This is a genomic window from Aeromonas bivalvium (genome assembly GCF_046078285.1).
In the GTDB taxonomy this organism is placed as follows: Bacteria; Pseudomonadota; Gammaproteobacteria; order Enterobacterales; family Aeromonadaceae; genus Aeromonas; species Aeromonas bivalvium.
In genome coordinates, this window is record NZ_JBGXBV010000002.1 from 384,961 (window position 1) to 407,170 (window position 22,210).

General features: G+C 62.7%; 22 protein-coding genes and 1 riboswitch. Of the genes, 16 read left to right on the plus strand and 6 right to left on the minus strand.

Going from position 1 to position 22,210, the window contains the following annotated elements; genetic code table 11:
- On the minus strand, window positions 1-1,518 hold the full coding sequence (gene exaC, locus ACEUCR_RS08940) for an acetaldehyde dehydrogenase ExaC (RefSeq protein WP_408789525.1): 1,518 nt from the start codon (window positions 1,516-1,518) through the stop codon (window positions 1-3).
- 298 nt (window positions 1,519-1,816) lie between these two features.
- Here exaC and ACEUCR_RS08945 point away from each other — a divergent pair, with 298 nt between their 5' ends.
- From ACEUCR_RS08945 to aqpZ, 3 genes are all read left to right on the plus strand, one after another.
- Window positions 1,817-3,496, plus strand: a complete 1,680-nt coding sequence (locus ACEUCR_RS08945) for a sigma-54-dependent Fis family transcriptional regulator (RefSeq protein WP_408789528.1) — start codon at window positions 1,817-1,819, stop codon at window positions 3,494-3,496.
- A 117-nt stretch (window positions 3,497-3,613) separates the two neighbouring features.
- Window positions 3,614-4,135 carry a crossover junction endodeoxyribonuclease RuvC gene (gene ruvC / locus ACEUCR_RS08950; protein ID WP_111873816.1) on the plus strand — a complete coding sequence of 174 codons (522 nt, stop codon included), beginning with the start codon at window positions 3,614-3,616 and terminating at the stop codon, window positions 4,133-4,135.
- 282 nt (window positions 4,136-4,417) lie between these two features.
- Window positions 4,418-5,107, plus strand: a complete 690-nt coding sequence (gene aqpZ / locus ACEUCR_RS08955) for an aquaporin Z (protein ID WP_041993547.1) — start codon at window positions 4,418-4,420, stop codon at window positions 5,105-5,107.
- Window positions 5,108-5,176: 69 nt separating this feature from the next.
- Here the strand turns inward: aqpZ and ACEUCR_RS08960 are convergent, their stop codons facing one another.
- The gene (locus ACEUCR_RS08960) at window positions 5,177-5,848 is read right to left on the minus strand and encodes a lytic transglycosylase domain-containing protein (protein ID WP_111873817.1); all 672 of its coding nucleotides are present in this window, start codon (window positions 5,846-5,848) and stop codon (window positions 5,177-5,179) included.
- Between the two features lie 283 nt (window positions 5,849-6,131).
- Here ACEUCR_RS08960 and ACEUCR_RS08965 point away from each other — a divergent pair, with 283 nt between their 5' ends.
- Window positions 6,132-6,581, plus strand: coding sequence for a GNAT family N-acetyltransferase (locus tag ACEUCR_RS08965; RefSeq protein WP_041993553.1), 450 nt, complete (start codon window positions 6,132-6,134; stop codon window positions 6,579-6,581).
- On the opposite strand, the gene ACEUCR_RS08970 is transcribed toward ACEUCR_RS08965, so the two are convergent.
- Window positions 6,576-7,118 carry a DUF1439 domain-containing protein gene (locus ACEUCR_RS08970; protein ID WP_041993556.1) on the minus strand — a complete coding sequence of 181 codons (543 nt, stop codon included), beginning with the start codon at window positions 7,116-7,118 and terminating at the stop codon, window positions 6,576-6,578. The two genes, ACEUCR_RS08965 and ACEUCR_RS08970, sit on opposite strands and share 6 nt — an antisense overlap.
- 96 nt (window positions 7,119-7,214) lie before the next feature.
- On the opposite strand from ACEUCR_RS08970, the gene cls reads away from it, so the two are divergent.
- Both cls and ACEUCR_RS08980 read left to right on the plus strand, forming a co-directional pair.
- Window positions 7,215-8,696: a cardiolipin synthase gene (gene cls / locus ACEUCR_RS08975; protein ID WP_408759728.1), complete on the plus strand. Its 1,482-nt coding sequence runs from the start codon at window positions 7,215-7,217 to the stop codon at window positions 8,694-8,696.
- Between the two features lie 75 nt (window positions 8,697-8,771).
- Window positions 8,772-10,040, plus strand: a complete 1,269-nt coding sequence (locus ACEUCR_RS08980; RefSeq protein ID WP_408789530.1) for a DUF945 family protein — start codon at window positions 8,772-8,774, stop codon at window positions 10,038-10,040.
- An 81-nt stretch (window positions 10,041-10,121) separates the two neighbouring features.
- On the opposite strand, the gene purU is transcribed toward ACEUCR_RS08980, so the two are convergent.
- Window positions 10,122-10,958, minus strand: a complete 837-nt coding sequence (gene purU, locus ACEUCR_RS08985) for a formyltetrahydrofolate deformylase (protein ID WP_111873820.1) — start codon at window positions 10,956-10,958, stop codon at window positions 10,122-10,124.
- Window positions 10,959-11,141: 183 nt separating this feature from the next.
- Window positions 11,142-11,289: riboswitch (FMN riboswitch) on the plus strand.
- A gap of 102 nt (window positions 11,290-11,391) precedes the next feature.
- Here purU and ribB point away from each other — a divergent pair.
- On the plus strand, window positions 11,392-12,045 hold the full coding sequence (gene ribB, locus ACEUCR_RS08990; protein WP_041993565.1) for a 3,4-dihydroxy-2-butanone-4-phosphate synthase: 654 nt from the start codon (window positions 11,392-11,394) through the stop codon (window positions 12,043-12,045).
- 223 nt (window positions 12,046-12,268) lie between these two features.
- Window positions 12,269-12,511: an Lpp/OprI family alanine-zipper lipoprotein gene (locus ACEUCR_RS08995; RefSeq protein WP_041993569.1), complete on the plus strand. Its 243-nt coding sequence runs from the start codon at window positions 12,269-12,271 to the stop codon at window positions 12,509-12,511.
- A gap of 190 nt (window positions 12,512-12,701) precedes the next feature.
- Here the strand turns inward: ACEUCR_RS08995 and ACEUCR_RS09000 are convergent, their stop codons facing one another.
- Together ACEUCR_RS09000 and ACEUCR_RS09005 are read right to left on the minus strand one after the other, a co-directional pair.
- Window positions 12,702-13,550 carry a tetratricopeptide repeat protein gene (locus ACEUCR_RS09000; RefSeq protein WP_408775030.1) on the minus strand — a complete coding sequence of 283 codons (849 nt, stop codon included), beginning with the start codon at window positions 13,548-13,550 and terminating at the stop codon, window positions 12,702-12,704.
- Between the two features lie 15 nt (window positions 13,551-13,565).
- Window positions 13,566-14,282 carry a 4'-phosphopantetheinyl transferase family protein gene (locus ACEUCR_RS09005; protein ID WP_408789533.1) on the minus strand — a complete coding sequence of 239 codons (717 nt, stop codon included), beginning with the start codon at window positions 14,280-14,282 and terminating at the stop codon, window positions 13,566-13,568.
- A gap of 274 nt (window positions 14,283-14,556) precedes the next feature.
- Between ACEUCR_RS09005 and ACEUCR_RS09010 the strand changes: the two genes are divergently transcribed.
- From ACEUCR_RS09010 to ACEUCR_RS09045, 8 genes are all read left to right on the plus strand, one after another.
- A complete protein-coding gene (locus ACEUCR_RS09010; RefSeq protein WP_041993573.1) occupies window positions 14,557-15,045 on the plus strand; it encodes a C40 family peptidase in 489 nt (162 codons plus the stop codon).
- A gap of 157 nt (window positions 15,046-15,202) precedes the next feature.
- The gene (gene rlmF, locus ACEUCR_RS09015; RefSeq protein ID WP_408789536.1) at window positions 15,203-16,138 is read left to right on the plus strand and encodes a 23S rRNA (adenine(1618)-N(6))-methyltransferase RlmF; all 936 of its coding nucleotides are present in this window, start codon (window positions 15,203-15,205) and stop codon (window positions 16,136-16,138) included.
- A gap of 409 nt (window positions 16,139-16,547) precedes the next feature.
- Complete coding sequence (locus ACEUCR_RS09020; RefSeq protein WP_041993578.1) at window positions 16,548-17,270, plus strand: MaoC family dehydratase; 723 nt, start codon at window positions 16,548-16,550, stop codon at window positions 17,268-17,270.
- A 154-nt stretch (window positions 17,271-17,424) separates the two neighbouring features.
- Complete coding sequence (locus tag ACEUCR_RS09025) at window positions 17,425-17,841, plus strand: VOC family protein (protein WP_408789539.1); 417 nt, start codon at window positions 17,425-17,427, stop codon at window positions 17,839-17,841.
- 95 nt (window positions 17,842-17,936) lie between these two features.
- Entirely contained in the window at window positions 17,937-18,626 is a 690-nt protein-coding gene (phoB, locus tag ACEUCR_RS09030; protein ID WP_041993586.1) for a phosphate regulon transcriptional regulator PhoB, read from the plus strand.
- A gap of 122 nt (window positions 18,627-18,748) precedes the next feature.
- Window positions 18,749-20,059 (plus strand): phosphate regulon sensor histidine kinase PhoR, encoded by a 1,311-nt coding sequence (phoR, locus tag ACEUCR_RS09035; protein ID WP_041993589.1) that lies wholly within the window; start codon window positions 18,749-18,751, stop codon window positions 20,057-20,059.
- A 184-nt stretch (window positions 20,060-20,243) separates the two neighbouring features.
- Entirely contained in the window at window positions 20,244-21,218 is a 975-nt protein-coding gene (locus tag ACEUCR_RS09040; protein ID WP_408747609.1) for a PstS family phosphate ABC transporter substrate-binding protein, read from the plus strand.
- Between the two features lie 144 nt (window positions 21,219-21,362).
- Window positions 21,363-22,169 carry a M48 family metallopeptidase gene (locus ACEUCR_RS09045; protein ID WP_408789542.1) on the plus strand — a complete coding sequence of 269 codons (807 nt, stop codon included), beginning with the start codon at window positions 21,363-21,365 and terminating at the stop codon, window positions 22,167-22,169.
- Window positions 22,170-22,210 lie beyond the last annotated feature (41 nt).

Consider the following 22,210-nt stretch of genomic DNA (forward strand, 5'->3'; position numbering starts at 1 on the left):
TTAGAAGAAGCCGAGGGGGTTGATGTCGTGGCTCACCAGCAGGTTCTTGGTGTTCTGGTAGTGGTCCAGCATCATCTTGTGGGTCTCGCGGCCTATCCCTGACTTCTTGTAGCCGCCGAAGGCCGCGTGGGCCGGGTAGGCGTGGTAGCAGTTGACCCAGACCCGGCCGGCCTGGATGCCGCGCCCCATGCGCCAGGCCAGGTTGCTGTCCCGGGTCCACAGGCCCGCCCCCAGCCCGTACTGGGTGTCGTTGGCAATGGCCAGGGCATCCGCCTCGTCCTTGAAGGTGGTGACCCCGAGCGCCGGCCCGAAGATCTCCTCCTGGAACACCCGCATCTTGTTCTGGCCCGAGAAGATGGTGGGCTGGATGTAGAAGCCCCCCTCCAGCCCGCTCACCTTGGCCGGGCCGCCGCCGATCAGCATCCTGGCCCCCTCGCCGCGGCCAATCTCCATGTAGCTCAGGATCTTGTCGAACTGCTCGCGGGACGCCTGGGCGCCGACCTGGGTGGCGGTGTCGAGAGGGTTGCCCTGCACGATTGTGCGGGCGCGGGCCAGCACCCTGTCCATAAAGTCGTCATAGATGCTGGCCTGCACCAGGGCGCGGGAGGGGCAGGTGCACACCTCGCCCTGGTTGAAGAAGGTCATCAGCATCCCTTCCACCGCCTTGTCGATGTAGCTGCTCTCGTGCTGCATCACGTCGGCGAAGTAGATGTTGGGGGACTTGCCGCCCAGCTCCACGGTGGAGGGAATGAGCTTGTCGGCGGCGCAGCGCAGGATATGGGCACCCACTTCCGTCGAACCGGTGAAGGCGAGCTTCTGGATCCGGTCGCTGGTGGCGAGCGCCTGGCCCGCCTCGGCGCCGAAGCCGTTGACCACGTTGACCACGCCGGGGGGCAGTATGTCCTTGATGAGATCCATCATCAGCATGATGGTGACCGGGGTCTGCTCGGCGGGCTTGAGCACGCTGCAGCAGCCTGCCGCCAGTACCGGGGCCAGCTTCCAGGCGGCCATCAGCAGGGGGAAGTTCCAGGGGATGATCTGGCCGACCACGCCGATGGGCTCCTTGAAGTGGTAGCTGACGGTGTGCTGGTCCAGCTCGGCGGCGGAGCCCTCCTGGGCGCGGATGCAGCCGGCGAAGTAGCGGAAGTGATCCACCACCAGCGGCAGGTCGGCGGCCAGGGTCTCGCGCACCGCCTTGCCGTTCTCCCAGGTCTCGGCGACGGCGAGCACCTCTATGTTCTGCTCGATGCGATCGGCGATGCGCAGCAGCAGGTTGCTGCGCTCGGTGACGCTGGTCTTGCTCCAGCTGGCGAACGCCTTGTGGGCGGCATCCAGGGCGAGCTCGATGTCGGCGGCGTCGGAGCGGGCCACCTCGCAGAAAACCCGGCCATCCACCGGCGAGATGTTCTCAAAGTAGCGGCCGGCGCGCGGCGCCACCCAGTCGCCACCGATGAAGTTGTCATAACGGGATTTGAAGCTGACCAGGGCACCTGCCTGACCGGGAGCGGTATAAATCATCTCATCATCCTTATGTGTGTGTGGTCCTGACCGGCCTGGCGGGCAGTCCGGTTGCTTCCTGTCATCGCAAGTGCCGTGCCAGAGGGTCTGACCAGAGGGCGAAAAGTTACAAAAACGTTATCAAACGGGGTGCGGCGGCGTATCTTGATTAACCAGTGACCGCGGTGGTCCCGATGAGACTGTGCCGTTTCTGGACAGTGGCCGTGACACTGTGCCCTTTGTGAACAGGAGGCGTGATGAGCGAGTTATCTCAATCTAGCCCCGGCCCTATTCATGTTCTGTATGAGCAGGAGGCGTGATGAGTGAGTCACTTCAACCCAGTCCCAGCCCGATCCAGCGCTCCTGGCAGCGCTGCCTGCATCAGGGCCTGATCCGCCAGCAGAGCGCCGAGCTGGATTTGCTGCCCCAGGGGGAGTTGTCGGCCCGCCAGGAGGAACACAGGACGCTGATTACCTGTTTTCAGCGCTTCGTGCTGCCGCTGTTTGCCCAGTTGCTGGCGGGCAGACCCTGTCGCCTGCTGCTGTGCGACGGTGAGGGGGCCATTCTGGCTGCCAGTGGAGACGACGGTTTCGCCCGCCATGCCGAGCGTATCTTTTTGCGCAGCGGCGCCCGCTGGGGTGAGGCGAGCAAGGGCACCAATGCCATCGGTACCGCGCTGGCCGAGCAGAGCGAGGTGCAGGTGCTGGGGGCCCAGCACTTCTTCGCTCAGCACAGCTTCCTCAGTTGCAGCGCCTGCCCCCTGCTCGGGCCGGACGGGCAACTGCTGGGCGTGCTCGACATCTCCACCGATGCGGCCCATCACGATGGCGACATGCTGGGCACGGTGCGGCTCCTGGCCATGACCCTGGAAAACGCCCTGCTGGCGCGCCAGCCGGGCTGGCTGGTGGATCTCGATCCCCAGAGCCTCTGGTCTGCCCGCCTGCTGCTGGGGGAGGGGGGCGAGCTGCTCGGGGCCAACCGGGCCGGACGGCTCTGGCTAGGCCAGCACCCCTTCGACGGTCAGCAGTTGCTGCGGGATCGGCGCGGATTGCGGCTGGTGCCGGAGGCGGGGGAGCGCGCCGCCAGGCTCCCCCTGCCGAGCGCGGTTGAGGAGGGGGGATCGCAGGCGCAGCAGGTGCCCCTCAAGATGCTGGAGCGCGGCATCTCCCTGCTCATCGAGGGGGAGACCGGCAGCGGCAAGGAGCACCTGGTGCGCACCCTGCACGCCAGATCGAGCCGTCGGGAGCGGCCTCTGGTGTGCGTCAACTGCGGCGCCCTGCCCGCCGATCTGGTGGAGGCCGAGCTGTTTGGCTATGTAGGCGGGGCCTTCAGCGGCGCCCGCAGCCAGGGCAGCCAGGGTTATCTGCGCGCCGCCCATGGGGGCATCCTGATGCTGGATGAAATTGGCGAGTTGCCGCTCCCGGCCCAGACCCGGCTGCTGCGGGTGCTGCAGGAGCGCGCCGTCACCCCGGTGGGTAGCCACAGACCCGAGGCGGTGGATTTCTGGCTGGTGAGCGCCAGCCACCGGGATCTGGCGGCCATGGTGGCGGCCGGGACGTTTCGCGAAGATCTCTACTACCGCATCTGCGGCTGGCGCCAGCAACTGGCACCCCTGCGGGCCTGGTCGGTGCCCGAGCGCCAGGAGCTGATCCTGAACCTGCTCGCCGAGATGGACCCGGCCCTGCAACTGACGCCGCAGGCGGAGCAGCGGCTGCTGGCCCACCCTCTGCCCGGCAACGTGCGCCAGCTCAAGCAGGCACTGGAGGTGGCCTGCGTGCTGGCGGAAGGGCAGGGCTGGATTGACCCCGCCCACCTGCACCTGCCCGAGGTGGCCGCCATGCCGGCTCCCCGGGGCACCACCACCCTGCGCGAGCAGAGCCGGCAGCGGGTGCAGCAGACCCTGGCAGAGTGCGGCGGCAACGTGAGCGAGGCGGCGCGCCGGCTTGGCATCAGCCGCACCACCTTCTATCGCCACCTCGCGAGGGAGGGGCGGGAATAGGGGAGGCGCAGCCGGATTTTCGCCTGCCAGCGCACCTGAGTGATGGCTTGGGCAAGCGCAGGGGCCTCGAGTTTGCTATCTTGGCGCCCATCATGGTTTTTTGGAACAACGGCTGTCATGAGTATCATTTTGGGAATCGATCCTGGCTCGCGGATCACCGGCTACGGCGTCATTCGTATCGTTGCCGGCAAGGCCAGCTACCTGGGGTCCGGTTGTATCCGCACCGACTGTGGCGAGCTGCCAGAGCGGCTCAAGCAGGTCTATGACGGCGTCTGCGAGATCATTACCCAGTTCAAGCCTGACGAGTTTGCCATCGAGCGTGTCTTCATGGCCCGCAATGCAGACTCGGCCCTCAAGCTGGGGCAGGCCCGTGGCAGTGCCATCGTCGCGGCGGTGAACGCCTCTCTGCCGGTGAGTGAATATTCGGCGACCCAGATCAAGCAGGCCGTGGTGGGAACGGGGGGCGCCGCCAAGGAGCAGGTGCAGCATATGGTGACTCATCTGCTCAAGCTCTCCGCCACTCCTCAGGCCGATGCCGCCGATGCCCTCGGCGTCGCCCTGTGCCATTTCCATACGCGCCAGAGTCTGATCAAGATGGCGGGCCGGGTCTCCGGGGCCGCGCGGGGTCGCTACCGATAGGCTGCTGGCGCCCCGTCCAGTGGCGGGTTCCAGCCCGCTTCTGACGGTTTTTTGATTCATTTGGACACCTCTTGTCGCTCTCCCCCGACGCCATTGTTCAATCCCTTTTTCATATTGTGGATATATCGCTGTAAGAACAATAACTTGTGATGAATGTCACACTTTTGCCGGAAACTGGGTAGCTCGTCATTCGTCTTCATATCCCGATAATACACTTGCTGAGATGGCGGCCCCTTGTGAGGCTCTTGCCATAGAAGAGATTGATCAATCAGGAGAATTATCGTGAGACCATATGCAGCAGAGTTTTTGGGCACCTTTTGGCTGGTGCTGGGCGGGTGTGGCAGCGCCGTGCTGGCGGCGGCATTTCCGGATGTGGGTATCGGTCTGCTCGGGGTCTCCCTGGCGTTTGGTCTGACCGTGCTGACCATGGCGTTTGCCATCGGTCACATCTCGGGTTGCCACCTCAATCCGGCGGTGACCGTTGGCCTGTGGGCCGGTGGCCGCTTCCCGGCCTCCGGTGTCGCCCCTTACATAGTGGCCCAGGTATTGGGCGGGATCGCGGCCGGCGCCGTCTTGTTCGTGATCGCCAGCGGTCAGGCCGGTTTCGATGTCAGTGGCGGGTTTGCCTCCAACGGCTTCGGTGAGCACTCCCCCGGTGGCTACTCCATGCTGGCGGCCCTGGTGTGTGAAGTGGTGATGACCGCCTTCTTCCTGTTCGTCATCATGGGGGCCACCGACAGCCGGGCACCGGCGGGCTTTGCCCCCATCGCCATCGGTCTGTGCCTGACCCTGATCCACCTGATCAGCATCCCGGTGACCAACACCTCGGTCAACCCGGCGCGCAGCACTGGCGTTGCCCTGTTCGTGGGGGACTGGGCGGTGAGCCAGCTGTGGCTGTTCTGGGTGGCGCCTATCGTGGGCGGCATCCTGGGGGCACTGGCCTATCGCCTGGTGGCGACCGAGCAGAAATAACCCGGATTTATCCGTGCATCGAAAAAAAACACGCCATCCGGCGTGTTTTTTTTCGTGTTGATGGGGAGATCAGAGTCCCTTGGCCTTCATCACGGTGAGGTAGCGCTGATGCAGCAGTTGCACCCGATGGACATAGGCCCGGGTCTCGGCATAGGGGGGGATGCCGCCATATTTTTGAACGGCGCCAGCGCCGGCATTGTAGGCGGCGCTGGCCAGGGCCACATCTCCCTTGTATTGCCTGAGCAGGCCGGCGAGGTATTTGACCCCGCCGAAGATGTTCTGCTCCGCCAGCAGCGGGTTGCCCACCCCCAGCTCGCGGGCGGTGGCTGGCATCAGCTGGGTGAGGCCCATGGCCCCCTTGCGCGAGACGGCGACGGGGTTGAAGGCCGACTCGGCGTGGATCAGGGCGCGGATCAGGGCCGGCTCCACCTCATAGGCGTGCGCCGCAGCCTGTATGGTGCTGGCGTAGTCATGGAGGAAGAGGCCGGTGGTGTTCCAGTCGACCCTGGATTTGGGGTTGCAGGCGAAGCAGTCGTTGAACTGCATCACCTCGTAGTGCCCCTCTTCCGGCTTGATGTCCGAATAGCGCGTCACGCCATTGCGCTGTTGCGACTTGTAGACCTGAAACGGCTTGCCGGGCGCGGGATCCCGGGCCTGGGCCCCGACCATCACCACCTCGGCAGGGGGAGGGGACTGGGCCCAGACAGGCAGGCCGATGACGAGTATGAGGGTGAGCGACATCCTTGTGTTCACGGGTCTCTCCTTGCATCCATGCCCGTTGAGTAAAGCAGCCTGGCCCGGGAAGAACAAGGGGCTTGCCGCGGCGCGGGATGCTGCCAGCAGCACCACGGATGCCGGCCGCGAGCGGGGGGATCCGCGCTTATTCACAAACCGCGCAGTGCCGGCTGTTTTGTCGCTCAGCCCCGTGTTATCTTCTCCCGCTGGCTGGTCTGATCAGACCGGTCTGGGGTTGTCGACAGCGGCAGTGCGGGCAGGGGAGTGTGGTGTGATGGATGGTCGAGCCATGGAGCTCACGTTCGAGGAGTATTGTGATGCGGACCTGTCCCTGATCAGGGACTACTACGAAACCACATTCTCCTACTATGTGCCCGATCTGAGCGAGCGGGTGTTCGTGGTGCGCGACGCGCACTGGCTGGTGGGCGCCGTGCGGCTGCGGGAAGAGGAAGAGTATTACCACCTGTGCGGGTTTCGCCTGCTACCCCATTACCAGTCTCTGGGGCTGGGTTCGCGCCTGCTCGCGCTGGCGTGCCGCGATCTCGTCAGCAAACCCATCGTCTGCCATGCCCTGCCGTTCGAGCAGCCCTTCTACCACAAGGTGGGGTTCGTCGCACTGGCACTGGAGGAGCTCAAGGGGCCCCTCCATGCCCATTTCATCAAGCAGCATCGGCAGGGATACCAGATAGAGCTGCTGATCCGCCATCCCGAAGCCGAAGCGTGTGCCCTGCCCTCATGATCCCTTGGTCAGCAGGTGTATGGTGCCCGGCGTCAGCTCCAGACCGACAAGATTCTCCTTGAGCCAGGCCTGCTGGGGATCCTTGTCGTCCAGACGATAGACGGGCTGGGTCTCCAGCCGCTTCTCCATGCTCTTGAGCAGCATGTTGAGCATGAAGCCGAACTTCTGCTCCGCCGCCAAGGGTTCCAGCTTGTATTCGATCAGTTTCATGTTGTCGAGAAACAGGGCGCCCTGGGCCTTGTCATACCTTGGCCTGGCCTCATAGGTCATGGTGAGGTGGGCGTCATACTGGGTGTTGTCCGGCAGGCTGACGTTGAGCTTGCCCTTGCCAAAGACCCGGGCCGTATCCGGGCTCTGGCGTCCTATCTGGACATCGCTCTGCTCGAGCTTGACGTGGGCCTTGATGATGCCGGGCAGCTCCAGCTGCTTGTCCACCTGGACCTGGGATTGCAGGTACTGATTGATCTGCTGTTCATTGATGTCATATGAGCCTTGCCCTAACATGGCCAGGCTGAGCAGCATGGTGTGCAGGATCATGCTTGTGTCCTGATTGAATGGAATTGGCCCGACAGCATATCATCCCAGCTCGGCGGGATCTCCTGGCCGCCCCACCCCATCTCCAAAGGAGCTTCCGTGTTCAACACCCTGGAATATGATCTTCATCTGCTGTTTTCCCGCTTCTTGGGTCTGTTGCTGCTGCTGTTTCACACCGTCATCGTCGCCGGCGTCTCCCTGCGGGTGGTGATGAAACGGCGCCCCATCGGTGTCTCCCTCGCCTGGCTCGCCCTCATCTACGCCATCCCGTTTGCCGGGGTGGGGTTCTACGTGCTGTTTGGCGAGGTGCGTCTGGGCAAGCGCCGCGCCGAGCGGGCCCAGGCCATGTATCGCCCTTATGCCAAGTGGATCCGCCAGCTGGCCCGCCTCTTTCCCGAGCACGCCTGCGAGGTGGGCGAGAAGGCGCAACCGCTGCATGACCTGATCCAGGGGCGGCTCGCCATGCCCATGCTCTCGGGCAATCGCATGACCTTGCTGAGTCAGCCCGGATCCATCCTGCGGGAGATAGCCCAGGACATCCGCCATTCCACCCAATCCTGCTATCTGGAGTTCTACATCTGGCACCCGGGGGGCTGGGCGGACGAGGTGTGCGAGGCCCTGTGCGAGGTGGCACAGCGCGGCGTGGATTGTCGTCTGCTGCTCGATTCGGTGGGCAGCAAGGGCTTCTTTCGCTCCGCCTGGCCCAAGGCGCTGCGCAAGGCCGGGGTCAAGCTGGTGGAGGTGCTGCCGGTCGGCGCCTGGCGCATCCCCTTCCAGCGCCAGGATCTGCGCATGCACCGCAAGCTGGTGGTGATAGACGATCGGGTGGGCTACACAGGCTCGATGAACATGGTGGATCCCCGCTTCTTCAAGCAGAACGCCGGGGTTGGCCAGTGGGTCGACATCATGATTCGGGTGCAGGGGCCCATAGTGCCGCTGATGTGGTCCATCTTCGTGTGGGACTGGGAGATGGAGACGGGGGAGCGCCTGCTCGACAGCCTGCAGCACGAGCCCGAGTCCTGGCCCCAGAACAATTATCGTGCCCAGTTGATCCCATCCGGCCCCTTTGTGGGCGGCGATTGCATCCAGCAGAGCCTGCTGCTCGCCATCTATCAGGCCCGTCACCACCTGGTGCTGACGACCCCCTACTTCGTGCCCGATGATCCCCTGGCGGCGGCCCTCTCCTCGGCGGCGGCGCGAGGAGTGCAGGTGCAGCTGATCCTGCCGGCCCGCAACGACTCCCTGATGGCGAATCATGCCTGCAACGCCTTCATGGAGGAGCTGCTGGAGGCCGGGGTGGAGGTGTATCGCTACGATGCCGGCCTGCTGCATACCAAGAGCGTGCTGGTGGACGACGACTTTGCCCTGGTGGGCACGGTCAACCTGGACAGGCGCAGCCTCTGGCTCAACTTCGAGGTGACCCTGCTGGTGGACAACCCCGAGTTCGTCGGCGAGTTGAGCAAGCTGGTGGAAGGCTATATGAGCGAGGCAACCCCCATGACCCTCGCCCAGTGGCGCGCCCGCCCCTGGTACAAACGGGTCATGGAAAACATCTTTTACCTCTTCAGCCCGCTGCTGTAAGGATGCGCCGTTCTTGCTGGCGCGAGGTTAGCCCCGTAAAGTGCCTGACAAGACGTGCTGAAAACGGACAATGGGATGAAAAAGTGGGTATGGGGCGTCGCCGGTGCGGCGCTGGCAGGGGTGGGGTTGGGGGCTTGCTGGATGACCGGCCAGGCGTTCGATCGCCAGTTGGCCGAGCAGACCGTCACCCTGCGTGAGCAGAGCGGGATCGCGTTGCAGTGGCAACCTGGGCGCAGCACCCTGTGGCGGCGCGATGGGGAGATGCAGCTGGTGATAGGCCCGGCGGCCCTGGCCCGGCTCGATGAAGAACTGAGCCAGGCCGAACCCATCGTGCTGGCGTTCAAGGTGAAGGGCTTGATCCTTCCCCTCTATGTCAGAAACGAGATCCTGCTCGATACCGAGCAGGGCTCGCTGGCCCCCCTGCTGGCGGCCCAGGGGCTCAAGGAGTGGCGCCTGACCCTGACCAGCCTCACCAACCTCTGGACCCGGGATAATCAGAGCAAGCTGGACATAGGGGCATTCAGCCTCAAGCACGAGCAGGGCCAGATGACGTTCCAGCCATTGCAGGCGGATTACAGCGGCGATCTTGCGGGCAATGGCTACATGGCCCTCGACTGGGCCGGCATGACGCTGCATGAAACCCAGAGCCAGGCGGATATGGTGCTGAGCCGGCTGAGGGGCAGCGCCGAGCTGAGGGAGGTCAACGGCAACTGGCTCTCGCCCCAGAGCGAGATGGCGCTGGAGACCTTCTCCCTGACCCAGCCCCAGGAAGGGGTCAATGTCTCCCTGCAACGGCTGACCAGCCAGAGCCAGCTGGAAGGGGAGGCGGCCGAAACCCTGTCCAACCATTATCAGATCCAGCTGGCGGCCATGGACATGGCCAATGACAGCGACAGACTCGCCCTGACCGATGCCCGCCTCGACCTCGAGGTCAGGGGGCTGGATCTGGCGGGTTACCAGGCATTGCAGGAGCTGAGCGCCCAGAGCAGCCTGGATCAGCAGGCCCTGATGGAGGCGCTGGATCGGGTGCTGGGCCGTGGCCTGACCCTGACCCTGACCGAATTGAGCTCACGGCTCAATGGCGAGCCCGCCTCCCTGTCGGGAGAGCTGACCCTGGCGCCGACCAGCCTGGCCACACTGGCGGAGGAGCAGGAGGGCGTGAAGGCGCTCTCCGGCCTGCTCCAACTCAGTCTGAGCGAGGGAATGGGGGAGGCGGTGCCCCAGCTGGCCCCCATGCTGCAGCAGCTCCAGCAGCTCGGCTACCTCAAGCCACAGCAGAGCGACCTCAAGGCCGAGCTCAAGCTGCAGCAGGGCAGGCTCACGGTCAACGAACTGCCGCTCTGAGCTGGGCCCATGGTCCTCACCAGAAGCACACCATGAAAAAAGGCCCGTATGGGCCTTTTTTGTTGGTTCCTTGAAGCGGATTTACTTGAACACCACCGTCTTGTTGCCATAGACGAAGACCCGTTCGCTCAAAACCAGTGCCAGGGCGCGACTCAGCACGGATTTCTCCACATCGCGACCCGCCTTGGCCATGTCATCGGCGCTGAAGGTGTGACCGACGTGGATCACGTCCTGCTCGACGATGGGGCCCTCGTCCAGATCGTCGGTGACGAAGTGGGCGGTGGCGCCGATGAGCTTGACGCCGCGATCGAACGCCTGGCGATAGGGGCGCGCCCCGATGAAGGCGGGCAGGAAGGAGTGGTGGATGTTGAGGATCTTGCGCGGGTAGGCCGCGACGAAACTCGGGGTCAGTACCCGCATGTACTTCGCCAGGATCACATAGTCGGGCTGATAGCCATCTATGATGGCCCGCACCTGCTCCTCGTGTTCGGTGCGGCTCAGGTTGTCATGGCTGACGGTGTGGAACGGAATGTCGAACTTGCCCGTCAGCTCCGCCAGGGTGTCGTAGTTGCCGATCACCGCCACTATGTCCATGTCCAGGGCGCCGGCGTAGTTCTTCATCAGAATGTCGCCGAGGCAGTGGGTCTCCTTGGTCACCAGGATGACGATGCGCTTCTTGCCGGCCTTGACCAGGCGACGCTGGGCGCCGGCGGGCAGGGCATCGTCGAGATCCGCCAGCAGGGTCTCGTCATTGAAGCGCCCCTCCAGCTCGGTGCGCATGAAGAAGCGGCCGTTCTCGTGATCCACGAACTCGTCGTTCTTGATGATGTTGAGCTGGTGCTTGTAGCAGATGTTGGTGATCTTGGCGATGAGGCCCTTGGCATCGGGGCAATCCGTCAGCAGTATTTTCTTTTCCATGTCTGTCATCGTTTCCGTTGTGTGATGGCTGCCGGGGCGGGCTGATGCCCACTGGCCGCGCTTTTTTAAGGCACTATGCCATAAACGAAAAGTCAAAGGACAGCCCGGCGGCGAAATCTCCACGATCCCGATTTTTGCCGTCCCGGGCTGGTATCCGAAGCACAATGCCTTTAGTCTGTGCGGGCTTATTCTCAGGGCGGGGCGAAATTCCCCACCGGCGGTATCCCGATGCGATTCGGGGAGCCCGCGAGCGCCCGGCCACTGGTCGGGGTCAGCAGATCCGGTGAGATGCCGGAGCCGACGGTCATAGTCCGGATGAAAGAGGATAAGACAGACTGTTCCACGCGTGGCCCTTTCGGGTGGCCGCCGCATGCCTCTCTCTGTCTGCTCCATGCCCTGATTCTGGTACTTGTGAAGTCAACGGAGTCTTACCATGAATCAGTCTTTACTCAGTGAATTTGGTCATCCCATCGAACGGGTCGAAGCGGCCCTGGCAGCCCTGCGCGCCGGCCGAGGCGTACTGGTCGCCGACGATGAAGATCGCGAGAACGAAGGGGATCTCATCTTCGCCGCGCAGTCCATGACCCAGGAACAGATGGCCATGATGATCCGCGAGTGTTCCGGCATCGTCTGCCTCTGCCTGCCGGAGGCACGGGTACGCCAGCTCGAGCTGCCCATGATGGTCGAGGCCAATTCCAGCCAATATCAGACCGCCTTCACCGTCACCATAGAGGCCGCCCAAGGGGTGACGACCGGGGTCTCCGCCGCCGATCGCATCACCACCATACGCGCCGCCATCGCCGATGACGCCAAGCCGTCCGACCTCAACCGCCCCGGCCATGTGTTTCCGCTGCGGGCCCGCAACGGGGGCGTCATGACCCGCCGTGGTCATACCGAGGCGACCGTGGATCTGATGCAGCTGGCGGGTCTCAAACCCTTCGGCGTTCTGTGCGAACTGACCAAGGAAGATGGCTCCATGGCACGACTGCCTGACCTGGTCACCTTTGGTCGTCAGCACGGGTTGCCGGTGCTGACCATCGAAGACCTGGTGCAGTATCGTCAGATGTTGACTGAGCGTTCGGCTTAAGTTCCATACGAAATTGTAATAAGGGCTTTTTTTGGTTACGCTTTGTGCGAACTCCATCACTGGGGCCCCGTTTTGATTGAAATTTGCTCAAGTCGTGCAAGTGGAAAAAAAAATGAGGGTTTTAATGCATTTATCTGTGATGGGGCCTATCCAAAGTCATATTTTTTTGTGCCATAATCACGCCGCTTGCTAAACGTCTGGCGAGTTCAAGGGAGCTTTAAAAATGAAAAAAATGTTGTTGGTAGGTGTTGTTGGTCTGTCTGCCCTGCTGGGCGGTTGTGCAAACACCAGCGAACTGGAAACTTCCGTACAGAATCTGTCTAACAAAGTTGACCAACTGGCTCAAGATGTTAGCGCTGTTCGTGCTGATCAATCCAAAATGGCCGCTGATGTTGCTCAAGCCAACCAAGAAGCCATGCGCGCTAACCAGCGTCTGGACAACATGGCTACTTCCTACAAGAAGTAATTCATGCGAAAAAATGGCGCAGTCACTGCGCCATTTTTTTTGCCTAAAATTTGCCTCTCCCTCTCCTCACTCACTGCTTCGCACTCCCTCTGCCTACCCTCTTACGGGCATCAGGCTTTGACAACAAGAGCCATGTCCCTCACCCAGGGGTGCCTGACATAGCCCGGTTGTGCTTCATGCTGGTCGGCTATCAGTAGAGCAGGCTATATAGTTTTCTTCTGAATCCTGATGCGGCCGGATGGGCTCCCATGGTGGCCAGTATGTCGAGATAGGTCTTCTTGGCTTCACCGAAGGCGAGGTCACGCTGCAATATGGTCAGCAGCAGGGTCAATGCCTCTTCCTGACGCCCAGCCTGGTTGTAGAGCACCGCCAGCTCCTGGGCGAGGGCAAAATCGGTCGGGGTCTGCTGATAACGCTCTTCCAGAGCACGCAGCTCCGGGCTCTCCGCCGCTTGTTGCGCGAGGGCCAGCCGGGCATTGAGAGTCTGGTAGTGCTCATCCTGGGCGGCCATGGGGATCTGGGCGATGCGCTGTGCCGCCTCGTCGAGGCGATTGAGCTCGAGGGCGGCCTGGATCAGCCAGAGATGGATATCGTGGCGATCCGCGGCGAGCTGATGGGCCTTGGCGAGCTGGGCGTAGGCCTCCTCGAACCGGCCTTCGGCCAGATCGTGCTGCGCCTGCTTGAGCAGCAGTTCCTCTTCCTTGGGAGAGAAGGCGGCAAAGTAGCCGCGCAGGGTCGCCTCGTCCTGGGGGCCCTCCAGGAAGGCCTGCTCATCCGGGCGGCCCTGATGGAACAGCACCAGAGCGGGCAGGGCACGCAAGCCGAGCTGTCCGGCCAGCGGTTGCAGCTGGGGGTCGTTCATGTCCACCTTGGCCAGGGTGACCTGGGGATTGTCTTCGCCCACCAGCTGTTCGATGAGCGGCGTCATGCCCTGACACTCCGGCATCTGGGGAGCATGGAAGTAGATGACGACCGGTTTTTGCATGGACGCATCGAGCAGTTCATGCTGGAAATTCTGGGGATGGATGTCAACGATCATGAGGCGGGCTCTTTGCTAAGGGTTTTCATAAAGATGGGGTTGCAGCGCCACGATTTCAAGCTGTTCGTCGAGGCGATGCAGGCGCACGTCATCCTGGTGGCCGGCGAGACTGAGCCAGCCCCCCTGCCAGGGCCAGTCCTGCACCCGATAGTCGATCCCGTCGAGGCGATTGACCAGACGCCATCCTTGCTGCGGCACGAACTCCACCTTCTCCAATCCGGCGGCGATGCCGCCACCATGGGCCTTGAGCACCGCCTCCTTGCGTGACCATAAGCGATAGAAGCTGCCGGCCTGCTGCGCCTTGGGCAGTGCGGCCAGGTATTGATACTCGGCGGGGGCGAAGAAGCGCTGGGCGAGGGGGAGCGGGGAGCGGGCCCGGCGGCCGAGTTCGAGGTCGACGCCAATGGGGCCCTGTTCGCCGATGGCGATGGCCAGCCAGTCGCCGCTGTGACTCAGGTTGAAGTGGCAGCACTGTGCCCCCTGGCCGGCGAGCATGGGCTTGCCGTGGGGGCCACTGCAAAACTGCAGTTTTTGCGGATCCTGACCCAGACGCTGGGCCAACAGCCGGTTAATCACCACCCGGCTTATCAGAAATTCCCGGCGTCTATGGGGCTGCACCACTCCCTGCCACTGCAGGTGCTGAACCGGATTGAGTTCGGACTCCAGCGTCTGTACCAGAGCAGGAGCCAGGGTGGCGCTATTTAACAGAAACAGATCCGTGATTGTCATCATTATTCACTTAAGAAAGTCGATAAAACAGGGGTTGATATCACCCAACAAGAGAGGTGGTGCGGCATGCTGGCATGGCATCTTGTCTGGCTGTCGTCACATCAATGCTGAAAAATAACGCATTTTATTGCAAGAATGTGAGCTTGATAGGGATTTTCACTTGCCTCGATAGAATACTTGGATATAGTCGAGAACTGTTGCATTTCATCAATAGCCTGCCAAAGGCTGTATTTTAACAAGTTTTAACATTTGCGGGGATAAAGGATTGCGTTACCTGATGCTGCTGCTGATCTCGCTCGGCATGGTGGGTTGTGCCTCGGCACCCCAACCGGATGTCGCAAGCAAGATCGAAGTCTCCATGGTGGAGCCCGTGGTTGAACCGGAAGTCAACCAGACACCCGATGTAAATGAAATTCTGACCGTATTCAAAGAGTGGCGTGGTACCCCATACCGTTTCGGTGGAACCAGTGAGCGCGGCATCGATTGTTCCGCCTTCGCCCGTGAAGTGTATCGCAATGCCGTGGGGATAGAGTTGCCCCGCGACACTCGTTCCCAGGTACACGAGGGAACCCGGGTGTCCAGGCAGGAGTTGGTCGAGGGAGACCTGGTGTTCTTCAAGATCAATCGTCGACTGAACCATGTCGGCATCTATGTGGGCAACGGCGAGTTCATTCACGCCTCGACCCGGGCCGGCGTCACACGTTCACGGCTGGACAATCAGTACTGGCGCAACAAGTTCTGGCAGGCGCGCCGCATCGAGATCTAAGAGCCAGGCTGGACAAACCGCCCGCAGTACGGACCGTTTTTCCAACCTCACTCAAACCGGGCCCTGGCGGCCCGGTTTTTCATGACCCCGTTTAGACTTTTGCCGCGCGACTCTCTATAGTGTGGGCCCGCTTTTTGCCAGACAGATCAGGCCTCAGATGACCAAAGAGACTCCCCTCAAAGCCGGCTTGCACCCCCGCAATCGCCATCAGGCCCCCTATGATCTGGCGGCGCTCAGCCAGCGAACCCCCGCACTGGCGCCCTTCGTGTTCACCAACGAGCATGGCGGCCGCACCCTGGATTTCGCCGATCCGGCGGCGGTCAAGGCGCTCAACCAGGCGCTGCTGGCGCTGCACTATGGGATCCGCCACTGGGATCTGCCCGCGGGCTATCTCTGTCCGCCCATCCCTGGCCGGGTCGACTATCTGCATCACGTGGCCGACCTTGTCAGCGAGGGGCTGGAGGCACCGCGCACCGGCAAGGGGGTGAGGGTGCTGGATATCGGAGTGGGGGCCAACTGCATCTATCCCTTGCTCGGCAGCCGAGAATATGGCTGGCGTTTCGTCGGGGCCGACATCGATCCCGTTTCGGTCAAGGCGGCCAGCCTGCTGGCGGCCAGCAACGGTCTGGGCAAGCAGATAGAGTGTCGCCTGCAGGCCGATCCCCGGCGGGTGTTTCACGGCATCATAGGGCCCAAGGAGCGCTTTACCCTGACCCTGTGCAACCCGCCGTTTCATGCCTCCCTGGCCGAGGCCAGCGCCGGCACCCGGCGCAAGCTGCGCAATCTGGGCAAGGGGGGAGAGGAGACGAGTGAGGCACCCGTGCTCAACTTTGGTGGCCAGAAGGCGGAGCTGTGGTGCGATGGCGGCGAGGCCGCCTTCCTCGCTTCCCTGATCCGCGAGAGCCGGGCGTTTGCCGACCAGTGTCTCTGGTTCACTTCCCTGGTGTCGAAGAAGGAGAATCTGGCGGCGGCCAGGCAGGGACTCAAGCAGCTGGAAGCCAGGCGGGTGCGGGTGATAGAGATGAACCTGGGCAACAAGCAGAGCCGGATCCTGGCCTGGAGCTTTCAGGAAGGCAACCGCTGGGCTGACTGAGCCTGCTCGCCCCGCTTCCTGCGAGCCGACCGGCCTCACTCCCCCGAGGGCGCAACCTGAGGCTGCGCCGCCGCCCATTGCCTCCTCGTCCTTTACTCAAGCCACCGGCGGGTGGCTGTCCGTGCTGTGTGATGGTGCGAGTGTCTGGCCATCCTGTGATGGTGTGGTGAGGGTGGGGGAGTGACATGGCCCGGCCAGGTCATGGCATCAGCCGCATTTTCCCTTCAAGCTTCCCCAAGGCAAGCGTTTTCCTGCCCGTCGTGGCTCGCTCTCGCGAGTCCCTGTGAGTAATCACTTTCACCTCCGGTACAGTTGTACGCTGAGATTTTTTTGCACTTGCAGTTGAAACTTTCATAAAATGATACTGGTTAGACCTGTTCACTGGTTAATTAGAGATAGGGATCGGTTAATGAAAGTGGTCGATTTTCTGAAGCGCAAGCGTGAAATCCTGGCGCAGCACCCCTTCGAGCTCAAGGATTGGCTCTCACCGGCCATCCGCGACTATTGGCGTGAGTTTCAGCAAAAAGCACACCTTCACCCCTTGCTGGGGCGGGTGCTTGACGCCCATGGTCAGCCGGTTGCCGAGGCAGAACAACAGGGCGAGCAGCGTCAGACCGTGAACGGTCAGGCCATGGCTCCCCAGGCGCCGACGATCGTCCTCGAAGGGGAGGCGGCCCTGGTGTTCGAGCGCCTGCAGGCCCAGCTCGGCGAAGAGACCCATGTCGGTGACTGGCTTCACATCAGTCAGCAGATGGTCAACCAGTTTGCCGCCGTGACCGGCGATCACCAGTGGATACACACAGATCCCGAGCGCGCCGCCGCCGAGTCGCCCTTCAAGAGCACCATAGCCCACGGTTTCCTGACCCTGGCACTCCTGCCCAGGCTCACCGGCTCCGTGGATGAGGCGAACCCCGAGTTCCCCACGGCCCGCATGGTGGTCAACTTCGGTCTGGATCAGGTGCGCTTCCCCTATCCCATCAAGGTGGGCAGCCAGGTGCGTGCCCGCACCAGGTTGATTGGCGTGACGCCGGTCAAGGGGGGGCTGGAGCTGCTCAAGGAGATCAAGGTCGAGATCGAGGGCGTGCGTCGCCCCGGCTGCGTCATCGAGTCCGTGACCCGCCTCTACTTCTGAGGCGCCCCGTCATCCCGAGCACTTGCGCCGGCTGACGGTCTGCCATCGGCCCCGGGCCGACGCGAAAAAACAGGGCCATTCGGCCCTGTTTGCTATCTGGCAGAGGAGTGGGGCACACTCTGCCCACTTCCCATCGTCAGACAAGGTACCCCCCATGGCTTCCCACCTCGGCGCCCTCACCCTGCTGGTGGCGGATTATGATGCCGCCATCCACTTCTTCACCCAGGCCCTCGGCTTCACCCTGCTCGAAGACAGCGCCCTCGATGAACCTGGCAAGCCCGGCAAGCGCTGGGTCAGGGTAGCCCCCTCTGGTCAGCCGGGTTGCGCCCTGTTGCTGGCCCGGGCCGCCAATGACGAGCAGCGCGCCCAGATCGGCAAGCAGGGAGGCGGGCGAGTGTTCCTCTTCCTCGAGACCCGGGATTTTTGGGGTGACTATGAGCGGATGCGCGCCGCCGGTGTCCATTTTTGTGAACAGCCACGAGAAGAGGAGTACGGCACAGTGGTGGTGTTTGAGGACATCAGTGGCAACCGCTGGGATCTGCTGGCGCGCCACGCTGACAGTCGCGACTGAAAACGTTTATTATCCTCCCTGTCATAAAGTCATAAAAATGTCATACAAACTTCTAATAATTGGCGCACCAATCTTCATGAGGAGAGAGAAGGGATATGGCAAAGCGAATACTGGTGGTCGAGGATGAGGCGCCGATCCGCGAAATGCTCTGTTTTGTACTGGAGCAAAAAGGTTATGAAGCGATAGAGGCGGCGGACTTCGCCGACGGTCTGGCCAAGGTGTGTGAACCCTATCCCGAGCTGATCCTGCTGGACTGGATGATGCCGGGGGGCAGCGGCATCCAGTTCCTCAAGCAGCTCAAGCAAGACGAGATGACCCGCCAGATCCCCGTGGTGATGCTGACCGCCCGGGGCGAGGAAGAGGACAAGGTACGCGGCCTGGAAGCGGGCGCCGACGACTACATCACCAAACCCTTCTCCCCCAAGGAGCTCACCGCCCGTCTCCATGCCGTGATGCGCCGTGTCTCCCCCACCTCGGTGGACGAGGTGATCGAGGTACAGGGGCTGAGGCTGGATCCCGTCTCCCACCGGGTCAGTGCCGAGGACAAGGCGCTGGACATGGGGCCGACCGAGTTCAAGCTGCTCCATTTCTTCATGACGCACCCGGAGCGGGTCTACAGCCGCGAGCAGCTGCTCAACAATGTCTGGGGCACCAACGTCTATGTGGAAGACAGGACGGTGGACGTGCATATCCGCCGGTTGCGCAAGGCGGTCGAGGGATCGGGCCACGACAGATTGATCCAGACGGTGCGCGGGGCAGGTTACCGCTTCTCCACCCGTCTCTAGGGGCCCTGTGCTGCAATCTCACCCTGGCTGGCGCTTGTTGCCATTGGCAGTCTCTGGATGATCGGGCAATCTCATGCCTGCCGGGAGTGAGCCCTGCTCTTTGCTGTCTCTAGGAGATCTTAATGTTGCAACCTTATGCCTGGCGACGACAGTTGTGGCGGATGGCGTTTTTCTATCTGCCCTTCGCCTTGTTTGGCTGGCTGACGGAGAGTCTGACCCTCTGCCTGCTGGTGGCAACCTGTCTGCACCTTGGCTGGCACTACCGCTTCCAGAAGCGGCTCTCGGACTGGTTATGGCATGACCGCAGCCTGGTACCGCCGAGTGGCAGCGGCAGCTGGGAATACATCTTCAACGGCATCTACAAGCTGCAGCAGCGCCATCGGGCCAGGCGGCGCGAGCTGGCGGGCCTCATCCGCCGCTTCAGGGAGGGGGCCGAGGCTCTGCCCGATGCCGCCGTGGTGTTTCGCACCGACGGCAGCATCCTCTGGTGCAACCGGCTGGCGGAGCAGCTGCTCGGCTTTCGCTGGCCGGAGGATGCAGGCCAGCACATCGGCAACCTGATCCGCCAGCCCTCCTTCGTCAGCTACCTGGGCAAGGGGGAGTATGATGAGCCCTTCGAGATGCACTCCCCCATCAATGAGGAGAAGTTTCTCGAGTTTCGCATCATGCCCTACGCCGAGGATCAGGCCATGCTGGTGGTGCGGGACGTGACCCGGCTGCGCAGCCTGGAGAAGACCCGCAAGCACTTCGTGGCCAACGTCTCCCATGAGCTGCGCACCCCGCTCACCGTGCTCAAGGGGTACCTGGAGATGACGGAGGAGCCGCCGCCGCCCGCCATGTGGGCCAAGGCCCACAGGGTGATGATGGAGCAGACGGTGCGCATGGACAATCTGGTGAACCAGCTGCTGACCCTGTCGCGCATCGAGGCGGCGCCGGATATCGACCTGTCCCATCGCGTCGACATGCCGGCCATGCTCTCCCTGCTCGAGCAGGAGGCGCGGGCCCTGTCGGGGGATCGCGCCCATGTCATCGAGTTTCTGGTGCAGCCGGATCTCTGGCTGCTCGGGGACGAGGATCAGCTGCGCAGCGCCGTGTCCAACCTGGTCTACAACGCCATTCACTACACGCCGCCGGGCCGCAAGATCCAGGTGGAGTGGCGCCGTCAGGGCAATCAGGCCCTGTTCGCGGTGAGCGACGAAGGGGAGGGGATCACCCCGGACCATCTGGCGCGGCTCACGGAGCGCTTCTACCGGGTCGACAAGGCGCGCTCCCGTCACACCGGTGGATCCGGGCTGGGCCTTGCCATCGTCAAGCATGCCCTGAGCCACCACGATACCCACCTCGACATCGATAGCCGGGTGGGCATGGGGAGCCGCTTCAGCTTCCTGATCCCGGCGCGGCTGGTGGTGGCCAAGCTGGCGATGGCGAAGTAGACCTCATTGAACATCAAGGGGTTGACGACAAGGGGGAGGGCCACAGTGGTGGCCCTCCCCGTTTTTATGCTTATCTGGCTGGCTGTCATGAAAGCGTCATGATCACGCCATAAATTTGTCACTGCCAGGTCGGATACTGGCGCCGTCTTAAAGAACGGACCTTCTGTAATTTTGGAGAGATTGGATGAAACTCAACAAATTGGCCAGTGTGATCGGTGTTACTGCGGCAGTGCTGTTTTCTGCCGGCTCTATGGCTTACGGCGTCGACAAGGATCTGCCCGAATATGCGCCGGTCAGCGGCATCTCGGGTAACTTGTCGTCCGTGGGTTCCGATACCCTGGCTAACATGATGACCCTGTGGGCCGAAGAATTTAAGCGCGTCTATCCGAACGTCAACGTTCAGATCCAGGCCGCCGGCTCCTCCACCGCCCCTCCCGCCCTGACCGAAGGCACTTCCCAGTTCGGCCCCATGAGCCGCGCCATGAAGTCCGGTGAAGAGGAAGCGTTCGAGAAGCGCCACGGCTACAAGCCGACCGCCATTCGCGTCGCCGTCGATGCCCTGGCCGTGTTCGTCAACAAGGACAACCCCATCAAGGGGCTGACCATGCAGCAGGTTGATGCCGTCTTCTCCAGCACCCTCAAGTGCGGCGAAGCCAAGGCCGCCAGCAAATGGTCCGACCTGGGCCTGGATGGCAGCTGGTCTGGCAAGGATCTGCAACTGTTCGGTCGCAACTCTGTCTCCGGCACCTATGGCTACTTCAAGGAGCACGCCCTGTGTGACGGCGACTTCAAGAGCGGCGTGAACGAGCAGCCGGGTTCCGCCTCCGTGGTGCAGTCGGTCTCCGCCTCCCTCAACGGGATCGGTTACTCCGGCATCGGCTATGTCACCTCCGGGGTGCGTGCCGTACCGCTCTCCAAGGATGGCACCACCTTCGTCGCGGCCACTGCCGACAACGCCATCACCGGCAAGTATCCGCTGTCACGCTTCCTCTACCTGTACGTGAACAAGCACCCGAACAAGCCGCTCTCCCCCATGGAGCAGGAGTTCGTCAAGCTGATCCTCTCCAAGGCCGGTCAGACCATCGTTGCCAAGGACGGTTATGTGCCGGTTCCGGCCAAGGTGGTTCAGGCCGACCTCAAGAAGCTGGGCCTGATGTAATACCGCCCCGCGGCAAGCCTTGCCAAAACGAGCCCATTCGGGCTCGTTTTTTTATGGCAGCAAGCCGCAGGTCATGCTGACCGACTTGCACCCGGTGCGCGCTTTCCCGAGAATAAGGCATTCTCCGTCACAAGGACTCCGTCGATGACCTCACTCCTCACCAAGGCAGGCCTGCTGGCCGCCGCCGGTCTGTTGCTCGGTGCCTGCGCCCAGTCCCCCACGGGCCGCAGCCAGATGCTGCTCTTCTCCCCCCAGCAGATGAACCAGCTCGGGGCGGACTCCTTCAACCAGATGAAGCAGCAGGAGAAGTTGAGCAAGGACGCCAGGGTCAATGGTTATGTCTCCTGCGTCGCCCAGGCGGTGACCGCCCAGGTGCCGAGCAGCTATGGCATCAGCGACTGGGAAGTGGTGGTGTTTGACTCCAAACAGGTCAACGCCTTCGCCCTGCCCGGCGGCAAGATAGGGGTCTACAGCGGCTTGCTCGACGTGGCCAGAAATCAGGATCAGCTGGCCACCGTCATCGGTCACGAGCTGACCCACGTGCTGGCCCAGCACTCCAACGAGCGGCTGTCGCGCAGCCAGATCACGGGACTGGGGCTGGCGGCGGCGGACATCGCCCTTGGCACCAGCGAGTATCGCGCCGCCACCATGGCGGCGCTTGGGCTCGGGGTCGAGGTGGGGATAGCCCTGCCCTATGGCCGCGAGCAGGAGAGCGAGGCGGATCGGCTGGGACTGGCTCTGATGGCTCGCGCCGGTTTCAACCCGGCAGAGGCGATCCCGCTGTGGCAGAACATGGGGGCCGCCGCCGGGGGCAAGGCTCCCCCTGAGCTGCTCTCCACCCACCCGAGCAATGCGAACCGCATCGCCGAGCTGCGCGCCGAGCTGGCCACGGCAACCCCCCTCTATCAGCAGGCCCGCGCCGCCGGACTCACGCCCCAGTGCAAACCCTGACGGCGACCCTGCGTCTGGCCCGGCTGCAAGACGCCGCCGCC